Genomic DNA, 11809 nt, shown 5'->3' on the forward strand with positions numbered 1-11809 from the left:
CTCAATAAATATTTTTTATAAAATTTATCTAAATTTCAATTCTATTTTTTCCCATAGTCTTGGCATTTTTAAGTTTTCTATCTGCTAAAATTAGTAAATCATCAATATCTGAAACTGATTGAAATAAGGCTATGCCAATATTTACACTAAGTTTATCAAAGCTTCCAAGAAGTGTATTTAAAACGGTGTTTTTTGTAATTCTTTCTATTAGTATATTTGATATATTAATTGCACTTGCTTCATTTAAATTTTGGGAAATTATCATAAGTTCATCTTTTTTCATAGAGTAAATTAAATCATCACTTCGCATTGAGTTTTTTATAATTCTTATGATTGCTAAAAATATATTATTTGTTACTTCGTATCCAAGTTGATCTATCATGTCATTATAACTTGTTAGAGAAAACAATAATACCCCCGCATTTTTATTTTCTTCTTTAAATAAAATATTTAAAGCCTTTAAAGCTTGAGTTCTATTTGGTAAATTTGTAACTGAATCTGTTACTGGAAAAGCATCAAGTTCTTTATTTAAAGCATCCAATTTTTTTGTTGTTTTATTAAGTTTTATTTGTAGTGCCGCATTGCTTTGTGAAAGTTCATCATTTTTTTGAATTAATGTATTTATAAAATTATTAATAGTTCTTGCAAAGCTTGTATTATCATAAAGGCTCATTAGCTCGTAAGCAGCATTTGGAGTCATTCCTTTTTTTATAAGTTCAACTTGCTTAAAGAGTAAGAAATTTTGGTTACTTACTTCAATTTCTGACCAAAATATCAAAAAATTAAAAAGTGATTTTATTTTGTAAATATCATCATTTATATATGAACACATATAATTGACTTCATTTAAAAATGTTTTTTGATTTTTAATATGAGATTCAACTTGTCTTTTGTCTATTTCAAACTCATCAAAAATTTGTCTTAAATCATCAAATTGATGTGCTGCATAATTTGCTAAATTTTTAAAAAAAGATTGAACTTCAAAAAATGATAAGCTATTTTTAGCCAAGCTTACACCAAAGTCATTTATCATAATTAAATAATTATTGTTTCTATTTTGTATATCTTTTATGATTTCATCACTTTTTTTCATAACATAACCTTTTTGCTATAAATTAAGATATTATACCATAAAACATTTACATCATATCTAAAATTTGCCTTATTTCTTTTGTTTTGAATATTTTTATCCCTTTTTCTTCAATTGGCAAAGATGGGGCTATAACATTTCTAAAATTTTGCATTTTAGCTTCTTTTACTCTAAGATCTAGGTTTGAAATATCACGAATTTCACCATTTAAGCTAACTTCGCCTAAAAATATACTCTCTTTGCTAATTGGACGATTTTTAAAACTACTTACAATTGCCGCAACTACGGCTAAATCTGCAGCAGTTTCACTTATCTTAACACCGCCAATTACATTTATAAAAACATCATAATGTCCAAGTAAAATTTCCATTTTTCTATCAAGTAAGGCTATTATCATATCAAGTCTGTTTTTATCATATCCAGTTGAACTTCTTTTTGGATATGAGCTTTCACAAACTAGGGCTTGAATTTCTACTATTAATGGGCGAGAACCTTCCATTATAACTGTTATTGCGCTTCCACTTACAGCAGATCCTCTTGTAAAAAATTTACTTGCTACATCTTTTGCACTTATTAAGCCTTTATCGCTCATTTCAAATATGCCAACTTCACTTGTTGAGCCAAAACGGTTTTTAAATCCTCTTAAAACTCTTAATTCTTTACTAGAATCCCCCTCAAAGTAAAGCACCACATCAACCATGTGTTCAAGCACTCTAGGACCTGCAATTGAGCCTTCTTTTGTGATGTGACCTATGATAAAAACAGAAATTCCTTTTTCTTTAGCTATTCGCATTAGCTCAAATGTTATTTCTCTTACTTGTGAAACAGATCCTGGAGCTGATGTGATAGCATCACTATAAAGAGTTTGGATACTATCTATAACTAGAAATTTATACTCATTTTGTAAAAGTTCATTTTTGATATTTTCAAGTGAAATTTCAGCCAAAAGATATAAATTTTTTGAAACAGCATTTAACCTATCTGCTCTTAGTTTTATTTGACTAAGACTTTCTTCTCCGCTTACATAGAGGACTTTTAAAGATTTTTTTGCCAAATTTGAAGCTATTTTTAGCAAAAGCGTTGATTTGCCAATCCCAGGACTTCCACCAATTAACACAAGCGAGCCTTCTACTATCCCACCACCTAAAACCAAATCAAGCTCTTTATCTTCTGTTGAGACTCTTTTAACATCTTCTATTTTTATATCACAAATTTCTTGTGCTTTATTTGGAGTAGTTATTATTTTTGAAGAAGTTTCTATAAATTTAATTTGTTCTTCATTTAGTTCTACAAAACTATCCCAAGCACCACATTCAGGACATTTTCCCATCCATTTGGCTTGTTTGTTTCCACATGCACTACATTCAAAAACTGTCTTTTTTTTAGCCATTATTCTTCAAAAATCCCATCCAAAAGCGTATTTACAAATTCCTTTGCATCAAATTTGACTAAATCATCCATTGTTTCACCAACTCCGATATATAAAATCGGAAGTTCAAGCTCTCTTGCTATTCCAAAAAGTGCTCCACCTTTTGAAGTTCCATCAAGCTTTGTAATTATTACCCCATCAAGTTTTACAATTTCATTAAAAGCGTAAGTTTGCTTAACGCTATTATTTCCCTGCGTTCCATCAAGAACCAAAATTTTTCTATGTGGTGCACTTGGCATGGCGCGAGATGAAATTCTAACTATTTTTTCTAGCTCATTTGCTAAATTTTTTTGATTTTGAAGTCTTCCTGCTGTGTCAATTAAAACATTATCATATCCTCTTGCAACTGCTGAGCTTATGCTGTCGTATGCAACAGCTGCTGGATCGTGACCTTGATTTGATGCAACTATAGGAATATCAAGTTTTATTGACCATTGTCTAAGCTGTTCGATAGCTCCTGCTCTAAAAGTATCGCAAGCTCCAAGAATTACCTTTTTTCCACTTTTTTTATACAAATTTGCTAATTTTGCAATTGATGTTGTCTTTCCGGCACCATTTACACCTAAAATTAACTCAACAAAAGGTTTTTCTTTTGATATATTTTTATCTTCATACATAAAATATGTATTTAAAACACGCTCTAAATCTTTTCTTGAAACTTCATCTTGTGGTGGAAGATAATAAATTATCTCTTCAACTATTTCATAATCCACATCCGCTTCTAGAAGCATTTCTTCTAAAATATCTTTTGAAATTTTTTCATTTTTAGGTTTGGCAGATTTCATTGCTTCAACTGTTTTTTGCAAACCTTTTTTAAAAAAATTTATCATTTTATAGCCTTTTTAATCTCTATTTCAAGCATTTCTTCGGGTATTATACCTAAATAGTCTTTATAGTGCTTTCCACTTTTTTTATAAACACTCATAAAAGGTATATTTTTAATTCCACCTATTGCATCCATCAAAGTTTCATTTTCCAAGCTTTGACTTATTTGAAACTTTATATCTTCTAGACTTATTTTATTTTCGCTTGGGTTTTCATCATTTTTTACAACAATTCCGTAAATATTGATATCGTTTTCAAATTTATTAGCTAAGTTATTAAGTACTTGTATTTGAACCAAGCAAGGAGGACACCAAGGTGTGAAAAAGAAAAAAATTGTAGCTTTATCGCTATTTTCTATATTTACTCCATCGTCAGTTTTAGTAACGCTTATAAGATCATCATTATTAAATTTAATTGTAATTGGCGCATCTAGGTTGGTTGTTAAAATAGCTTCATTTTGTTCTAAATTTAAAGTTTTATTGCTATCTTTAAACATGGAAGTTGATTTTTTATCATCTTTTTTATCGCAACCTGCAAAAAAAAGAATCAAAAATAGTACTATAAATTTGATAAATTTCATAAAATTCCTCTATTTAAAATCTTTTTTAATCTAAAATTATACATAAATTTAATAAAATAACCGTTAAATGATGACAAAAGAAATATTTAGAAAAAAAGCTAAAAAAAAGCTTAAATTTATTGCCAAAACAAAAGCTAAGTGTAGCCATTATGAAATTTTAAGAAATCTAAAAAAGATAATTAAAACAACAAATTCTAAGAAAATTTTATTTTTTATGCCAACGGCAAATGAGCCTAATTTGCTGCTTTTAAGAAGAAAATTAGTAAAAAGTAATGAAATTTTTATCCCGCTTATGCGAAATCTTAGCTTTGAAATGGTAAAATTAAGAGGACCTTTTTATAAGTCTCGTTTTGGCATCTTGGAAAATAGATCTCAAAATGTTTTTAAGAAAAAAATAGATTTAGCTGTAGTTCCAGTTATTGGAGTTGATGGAAAAATGGCTAGAATTGGTCATGGAATGGGCTTTTATGATAGATTTTTTGACAGTCTTAACTATAAGCCTTTAATTATTTTTGTGGAGATTTGTGATATGTATATAAAAGAGATTATTTCACAAAAACATGATATTAAATGTGATATTTACTTAACTCCAAAGAAAAATTACATAATAAGAGGAAAAAATGATAGAAATAATTCTAGGCTTAGGAGCCGGTGCAGTGGGAGTTGGTGCAGGATATCTAATATCTAAAAAAATAAATGAAGCAAATTATAATATCTTTGTAGAGCAGGCAAAAGCAAAAGCAAAAGCTATTGAATATGAAGCTGAAAGTATTTTAAAAGATGCAAAATTAACTATCCAAGAAGCTGAGTTTGATGCTAAAAAAAAGTATGAAGATAAAGTTTTAAAAATTCAAAAAGATTTTGATTCAAAAACAGCTGAACTTGATAAAAAAGAAAAAGAACTTGTTGAAGAAAAGCAAACTCTAAATACCAATACTAAAAAAATTGAAGAGTTTCATAAAGATGCCAAAAATATGTATGATGAGGGAAAGCTATTAAAGAAAAACTATGAAGCCAAAATAGAAGAGGCATTAAAAGTTTTAGAACATTCTGCAGGTCTAACAGAAGAAGAGGCAAGAGATGAAATTTTAAAAAGAGTTGAAGAAAGAAGCCGCGGAGACATTGCCCATATTGTCAGAAAATATGAAGAAGAAGCAAAAAAAGAGGCAAAAAAAAGAGCAAACTATATCATAGCTCAAGCCACAACTAGATTTGCCGGTGAGTATGCAGCAGAGCGACTTATAAATGTTGTTGATATAAAAAATGATGACTTAAAAGGTAGAATTATCGGCAAAGAGGGGCGAAATATAAAAACCCTAGAAATGGTTTTAGGCGTTGATGTTATAATCGATGATACCCCACACGCAGTTATTTTAAGTAGCTTTAACCTTTATAGAAGAGCAATTGCAACAAGAGTTGTTGAACTATTAGTTGAAGATGGAAGAATTCAACCCGCTAGAATTGAAGAAATTCATAAAAAAGTATGTGAAGAGTTTGAAGCAAGCATCTTAGAAGAGGGTGAAAATATCGTTATGGACTTAGGACTTAGCGGAATTCATCCAGAAATCATAAAATTAATTGGAAAGCTTAAATTTAGAGCAAGTTATGGACAAAATGCTCTTGCTCATAGTCTTGAAGTTGCTCATCTAGCTGGAATTATCGCAGCTGAAACTGGTGGAGATGAAAATTTAGCAAGACGCGCTGGACTTTTACATGATATTGGTAAAGCCTTAACTCATGAATATGAGGGAAGTCATGTGGATTTAGGGGCTGAAATTTGTAAAAGATATAAAGAACACCCAGTTGTTATAAATGCGATATATGCTCACCATGGACATGAGGAAGCACAAAGCATAGAGTGTGCTGCAGTTTGTACAGCTGATGCGCTAAGTGCTGCAAGACCTGGAGCTAGACGCGAAGTGCTTGAAAGTTTCTTAAAAAGAGTTTCTGAGGTTGAGGAGATAGCTACTAGTAAAAATGGGGTAAAGCAAGCATACGCAATAAATGCTGGTAGAGAAATAAGAGTTATGGTAAATGCAAATTTGATAAATGATGATGAGGCTGTTTTAGTTGCAAAAGAAATAGCTGATGATATAAAAGCTAATGTTCAATATCCAGGAGAAATAAAAGTAAGTGTTATAAGAGAAACACGAGTTACTGAATATGCAAAATAAGGATTTTTAATGAAAAAAATTTTAATTATTTTAAGTTTATTTTTTTTAGCTTTAAATTCGCATGCAAAAGATGAGGATTTATTAAACGCATCAAATGCCTATGAGCTTACTATGAGAGAGGCAAATGTTGATAAGAAAAGTCTAGTGGATAGTTCAAAAGCTATTTTAATATTTCCAAGTGTTAAAAAAGTTGGCTTTATAGTTGGAGGAATGTATGGAAACGGGGTTGCTCTTATAAAAAATGGCTTAAATTTTAATGCATATGAAGCAAGTATATCAAATGGAAGTATTGGCTTTCAAATAGGCTATGAAGATAACTACATGGTGCTTTTTGTTATGAATGATGAAATTTTAAATTCTATGATAAATGCAGATATTAAACTTGGAGTGGATGCAACAGTTTCTTTGTATAAGGCTAGTGCAAGCGTTGGAGCTGTTAGTGTATTCGATAAAGATGTTTATGCTTTTGTTAATAAAGCCGGAGCTTTTGCCGGTGTGAATATAGGTGGATTTGTAGTAAATATCGATACTGGTAAGATTTTTAATCAAAATAGTTATGCATTTGAAAATTTAGTAAAAACTATAAAAAAGGTCTATTGATGAGTGAAATGTTAACTTCACTTTCTACTTATGGATATATTATTTTATTTTTATACACACTTGGTGGTGGTATGGTTGCGATAATTGCCGCTGGAGTTTTAAGCTATGCTGGAAGCATGAATCTAACTCTTGTTATAATTATAGCAACTATTTCAAATGCCTTGGGAGATACTCTTCTTTTTTATTTAAGTAGATATAACAAAAAAGAAATTATGCCATATTTTAAAAAACAAAAACGAAATTTAGCCTTAGCTCAAATACTATTTAAAAAACATGGTGGAAAAATAATTTTATTTAAAAAATACATATATGGTTTAAAAACTTTAGTTCCACTTGCCATTGGACTTACAAAATATAGTTTTTATAAATTTAGCATTATAAATATAATAAGTGCTTTTATCTGGGCTTTAAGTCTTGGACTTTTAAGTTATTTTTCAGGTGATATACTTATAAATTTATTCAGCCTCATAAAGCAAAATCCATTAATTATGCCATTTATTTTACTTATAATAATTGGTTTAATTATACTTTATTTTAAACAAGCAACTAAGAAAAAATCTAAATAACTTTTTATTCTATAGTGTTTTAAATATTAAGAACAAATTAAGATTTTAGTCCTATAATTATCAATAAGTTATTTTATTGATAATTAAAAGGAAAGCTAAAAATGTCAAATTTAGAAAATAAAACTATACTTTTTAAAGTAAGTCCACCGCTTGTTGCAGGAGTTACTGCTTTTGTTTTAGCTATATTTAAGCTAACTGCAGGACTTTTTAGTGGCTCAATTGCTGTTATGGCATCGGCGATTGATTCGATGCTTGACTCTATCATTTCAGGATTAAACTATGCAGCTTTAAAAAAATCAAAAGATAAAGCAAATTCTAAATTTAACTATGGACTTAGCAAGCTTGAAGCTTTAATGGCATTTTTAGAAGGGCTTTTTATACTTGGAGTTGGGCTTTTTATATTTTATTCAAGCGTTAAAAATATATTTTATTCTCAAGGTGAGATAAAAACTGATATCGCAATTTTGGTTATGGTTATTTCGGCTTTAACCACTGGACTTTTAGTTTTTTATCTTCATTTGCAGAAAAAAAGTTCTTTAATTGTAAAAGCCGATATTTTGCACTATAAAAGTGATCTTTACACAAATATAGCAACTATTTTAGCTCTTATAATTATATATTTTACAGGTTTTGTTTTAATTGATTCTCTTTTTGGCATTATCGTTAGTGTTTATATTTTCATAAGTTCTATAAAGCTCATGAAAGAGGGTGGAAATATACTACTTGATAGGGCTATTGATAAAAATATAGTTGAAAATATAGTTGGTTTTATAAAAAGTAGAAACCAAATTCTTAGTTATCATAATTTAAAAACTAGGCAAAGTGTAGATAAAGCTTATTTAAACATTGATTTGGTTTTTAGAAAAGATATTTCTTTACAAAATGCTCACGATGAGGGTGAAGTGTTGATTAATTATATAAAAAACAGTTATCCAAATTTTGAGTGGGACATAGATATTCATTTTGATCCAGTTGATGACTCTAAAAAAGATTAAATTTGCTATAATTTTTAAAATATATTTTAAAAGGTAAGATATGAAAGATTTAAAAGTAGGCATAATTTCACAAAAATTTGAAATTTCAAAAGACCAAACTAGACAAAAAACAGTAAATTTGATAGAAAAAGTAGTTTTAAAAGGTGCAAATTTAATTGTTTTGCAAGAACTTCACCAAAGTGAGTATTTTTGTCAGTATGAAGATGTTAACTTATTTGATTATGCTAATTCTTATGAAGATGATATTAAATTTTGGAGTGATGTTGCTAAGAAAAATGGTGTTGTTTTAGTAACATCTTTGTTTGAAAAAAGAGCTGCTGGACTTTATCATAATACTGCTGTTGTTTTTGAAAAAGATGGAGAAATAGCTGGAAAATACCGCAAAATGCACATTCCAGATGATCCAAATTTTTATGAAAAGTTTTATTTTACACCAGGAGATTTAGGATATGAGCCAATAAATACAAGTGTTGGAAGACTTGGTGTTTTGGTATGTTGGGATCAGTGGTATCCTGAGGCTGCAAGATTAATGGCTTTAAAAGGAGCAGAAATCTTGATCTACCCAACGGCTATTGGTTGGTTTGATAGTGATGAAGAGGATGAAAAATACCGCCAACTTGAAGCTTGGGTGAGTGTTCAAAGAGGTCATGCCGTAGCAAACACACTTCCAGTTGTTGCAGTAAATAGAGTTGGTTTTGAGCCAGATAAAAGTGGCGTTAGTGATGGCATTAGGTTTTGGGGTAATAGCTTTGTTTTTGGACCGCAAGGCGAAGAGCTTTTTAGAAGTGATAATGAAAGTGAACTTTGTGAAGTTGTTGAGATTGATAAACAAAGATGTGAAAATGTAAGGCGTTGGTGGCCATTTTTAAGAGATAGAAGAATTGATAGTTATGGTGATTTGACTAAGAGATTTATTGATTGAAAGATAAAAATGATAAATTTTAATAAGCTAATTCAAGATGTTAGTATAGCTAAAAAAGAATCTGAGCTAAGAAAGCTTCGCGGAGTTAATGATTATAATATTTTTACCGAGCTTTTAGATCAAAATGATGAAGTTAGACTTCATTCAGGTTTTATATATTCTCTTCTAAATCCAGCAGGCACACATTATCAAAAAAGTTTATTTTTAAAAAAATTTTTAGAAATTTGCGATATAAGAGATTTTAATTATGAAAATGCTGAAGTTTTTAAAGAGTATAAACATATAGATATTTATATAACGGATGGAAATAAACATGTTATTTTAGAAAATAAAATTTATGCAGGTGATCAAGAGGCGCAAATAGAAAGATATGTAAAAACTATAAAAATAGATAAAGATGCAAATTTTAAAGATATAGAGGTTATATATCTTAGTTTAGATAGGGAATTTCCAAATAAATATAGTTTAGGGAATTATAAAATAAAAAATAATTTTTTAATAAACAATGATGAAAAAATAAAATTACATATTTTTACTTACAAGCTAGAAATTACAAAATGGTTAAAGGAGTGTAAAAATGAAGTTGAAAATTTAACAAATTTAAATTTTTACATTACGGAATATGAAAAAGTTATAAAAAAACTATATGGAGAATACAAGATGGTAAGTACAGATGTAAGAAATATCATAAAAGAAAATTATGAGATAGCAAAAGCTATTTATGAAGATTTTGAACAAACAGAAAAAGAAATAGTTGATGAATTTACTCAAAAAACATATGAAATAGCAAAAGAAAGGCTATCTGATGAATTTATAATAGAGTATAAAAAAATTAATGGTAGATATAACGAGGATTTGATAATAAAGAAAAATGATTGGAAATTATATTTTTGTTTTGAATTTGATGATAGCAAACAGAGATTTTTGTACTATGGTATAAAAAAAGATAAAAAATGCGAAAATATTGATTGTAGAAAAATAGAGTTTAGCGGAAAAAATGGTTTTAGTGTTTCTGAGTGGTGGGTTATATGGAAATGGTTAGGTAAAAATGATAATGGACGAAAAGAAAATTTAGCTAATAATATAATGTTAAATAATATAACACCTGAATATTTCTCCAGCATTTTAATAAATATGGTTAACCAATATTCAAACGAATTAGATAAATTAAATAAAAATATTAGCCTTTAAGCCTTTTTTCTCTATCTCTAAAATCAGGCATTAAATTGGCAATATAGTCATAAAAGCTTTTTTGATGATGTGGAAAAATTAGATGAGTTAGTTCGTGAAGAATCACATATTCGATTAATTCAGGACTTTTTTCCACTAAATTTAAAGCTAGATTTATATATCCTTTTTTAAAATTACAACTTCCCCATCTGGTTTTCATATCGCGAATTGTTAGTTTATTGATAGGTTTATTTATAATTGGCAAATATAAATTTATAAATTTCATATACTCATTTTTTGCAAAATCTCTTTTAAATTTTATAAATTCACTTAAATTTAAAGCTCTTATTTCATTACCCAAAATCTTAGTTTTTTTAAAACTTTCATCAAATTTTAAACTATAAATTTGACCTAAAAGCATAGTTTTATTTTTTGGAAGTGATTTACTTTTTATAAAATTAACTCTGTTTTCAATCCAAGCTTTATTTTTGTTTAAAAACTCTAAAACCATAAATTTAGGAAATAAAATTGGCAAAGTGAGATGTATATCGCCATTTCTATCAACCCTAAGTCTTGCATATTTTACACGCTTTTTAGTAACTTTTATGTCAAATTCATCAAATTTTATAAATTTGCTATCCATTGTAGCTATGTTCTTGATCTGGAAATTTGCCACTTTTTACCTCATTTATATATTCAAATAAGGCATTTTGAACAAGCTCTTTTCCATTTAAAAATCTTTTTACAAATTTAGGTTTAAATTTATCATAAAATCCAAATGCATCGCTAAAAACTAAAACTTGCCCATCAGTTTTGTTTCCTGCTCCAATGCCAATAACTGGTATTTTTACACTTTGTGTGATTTTTTCAGCAACACTTGCTATTGTTCCTTCGACTACTAATATCGAAGCTCCCACGTTTTCTAAATCTATTGCCTTTTGAATTAGCATTTTAGCTTCATTTTCTTCTTTTGCTTTTACATGATATCCACCCTCATCGCGTGAGTTTTGAGGAGTTAAGCCAATGTGAGCAACTACTGCAATTCCGTTGTTTACAATAGTTTTAATAATGCTAAGAGGAATGGTGTTTGCTTCTATTTTAACTGCATCAGCTTTTGTTTTTTTATAGAATAAAATAGCATTTTTTAAAGACGATTTTTCATCTTTTATGCTACCAAATGGCATATCAGCAATTATATATGAGGTTTTTGCACCTCTACAAACTGCTTTTGTGTGATAAATCATATTTTGCATTGTGGCTTTTAATGTATCATCTCGTCCATTAAAGTTCATCTCTAAGCTATCGCCTATTAAAATCATATCAACAAATCCATCAAAAATATTTGCAAAAAGTGCATCATACGCAGTTATCATAGTTAATTTTGATTTGCCTTTTTGTGATTTTAGATAATTAATTGTTACTTTTTTTTCATGTTTATCCATAAATTTGTCCTTTTTT

The 11809-nt window shown here is 28.6% G+C and carries 13 protein-coding genes; 7 read left to right on the forward strand and 6 right to left on the reverse strand.

The features are described from left to right. Positions 1-28 precede the first annotated feature (28 nt). Genes HMPREF9309_RS04675 through HMPREF9309_RS04690 form a run of 4 tightly spaced genes read right to left on the reverse strand, consistent with a single transcriptional unit; the run spans position 29 to position 3924 of the window. Positions 29-1093, reverse strand: coding sequence for a GGDEF domain-containing protein (locus HMPREF9309_RS04675; RefSeq protein WP_016646769.1), 1065 nt, complete (start codon positions 1091-1093; stop codon positions 29-31). Positions 1094-1139: 46 nt separating this feature from the next. After that, the gene (gene radA, locus HMPREF9309_RS04680; RefSeq protein ID WP_016646770.1) at positions 1140-2480 is read right to left on the reverse strand and encodes a DNA repair protein RadA; all 1341 of its coding nucleotides are present in this window, start codon (positions 2478-2480) and stop codon (positions 1140-1142) included. After that, a complete protein-coding gene (gene ftsY, locus HMPREF9309_RS04685) occupies positions 2480-3349 on the reverse strand; it encodes a signal recognition particle-docking protein FtsY (protein WP_016646771.1) in 870 nt (289 codons plus the stop codon). Before ftsY ends, radA begins: the two co-directional genes overlap by 1 nt. Next, on the reverse strand, positions 3346-3924 hold the full coding sequence (locus HMPREF9309_RS04690) for a TlpA family protein disulfide reductase (RefSeq protein WP_016646772.1): 579 nt from the start codon (positions 3922-3924) through the stop codon (positions 3346-3348). The genes ftsY and HMPREF9309_RS04690 overlap by 4 nt, the downstream gene beginning before the upstream one ends. A gap of 70 nt (positions 3925-3994) precedes the next feature. Between HMPREF9309_RS04690 and HMPREF9309_RS04695 the strand changes: the two genes are divergently transcribed. From HMPREF9309_RS04695 to HMPREF9309_RS04725, 7 genes are all read left to right on the forward strand, one after another. Continuing rightward, positions 3995-4612: a 5-formyltetrahydrofolate cyclo-ligase gene (locus HMPREF9309_RS04695; RefSeq protein WP_155827331.1), complete on the forward strand. Its 618-nt coding sequence runs from the start codon at positions 3995-3997 to the stop codon at positions 4610-4612. Continuing rightward, the gene (gene rny, locus HMPREF9309_RS04700) at positions 4545-6098 is read left to right on the forward strand and encodes a ribonuclease Y (RefSeq protein WP_034907711.1); all 1554 of its coding nucleotides are present in this window, start codon (positions 4545-4547) and stop codon (positions 6096-6098) included. Before HMPREF9309_RS04695 ends, rny begins: the two co-directional genes overlap by 68 nt. 9 nt (positions 6099-6107) lie before the next feature. Next, complete coding sequence (locus HMPREF9309_RS04705) at positions 6108-6698, forward strand: lipid-binding SYLF domain-containing protein (RefSeq protein WP_016646775.1); 591 nt, start codon at positions 6108-6110, stop codon at positions 6696-6698. Beyond that, positions 6698-7264: a DedA family protein gene (locus HMPREF9309_RS04710; RefSeq protein WP_016646776.1), complete on the forward strand. Its 567-nt coding sequence runs from the start codon at positions 6698-6700 to the stop codon at positions 7262-7264. Before HMPREF9309_RS04705 ends, HMPREF9309_RS04710 begins: the two co-directional genes overlap by 1 nt. Positions 7265-7365: 101 nt before the next feature. Then, on the forward strand, positions 7366-8259 hold the full coding sequence (locus HMPREF9309_RS04715; protein ID WP_016646777.1) for a cation diffusion facilitator family transporter: 894 nt from the start codon (positions 7366-7368) through the stop codon (positions 8257-8259). Positions 8260-8299: 40 nt separating this feature from the next. Continuing rightward, positions 8300-9181 (forward strand): carbon-nitrogen hydrolase, encoded by an 882-nt coding sequence (locus tag HMPREF9309_RS04720; protein WP_016646778.1) that lies wholly within the window; start codon positions 8300-8302, stop codon positions 9179-9181. Between the two features lie 9 nt (positions 9182-9190). Further along, entirely contained in the window at positions 9191-10372 is a 1182-nt protein-coding gene (locus HMPREF9309_RS04725) for a PDDEXK-like family protein (RefSeq protein WP_016646779.1), read from the forward strand. On the opposite strand, the gene HMPREF9309_RS04730 is transcribed toward HMPREF9309_RS04725, so the two are convergent. Together HMPREF9309_RS04730 and panB are read right to left on the reverse strand one after the other, a co-directional pair. Further along, entirely contained in the window at positions 10362-11027 is a 666-nt protein-coding gene (locus HMPREF9309_RS04730; protein ID WP_016646780.1) for a M48 family metallopeptidase, read from the reverse strand. The two genes, HMPREF9309_RS04725 and HMPREF9309_RS04730, sit on opposite strands and share 11 nt — an antisense overlap. After that, complete coding sequence (gene panB / locus HMPREF9309_RS04735; RefSeq protein WP_016646781.1) at positions 10987-11793, reverse strand: 3-methyl-2-oxobutanoate hydroxymethyltransferase; 807 nt, start codon at positions 11791-11793, stop codon at positions 10987-10989. Before panB ends, HMPREF9309_RS04730 begins: the two co-directional genes overlap by 41 nt. Positions 11794-11809: the final 16 nt, after the last annotated feature.

This window comes from Campylobacter ureolyticus ACS-301-V-Sch3b (assembly GCF_000413435.1).
GTDB classification, from domain to species: Bacteria; Campylobacterota; Campylobacteria; order Campylobacterales; family Campylobacteraceae; genus Campylobacter_B; species Campylobacter_B ureolyticus_A.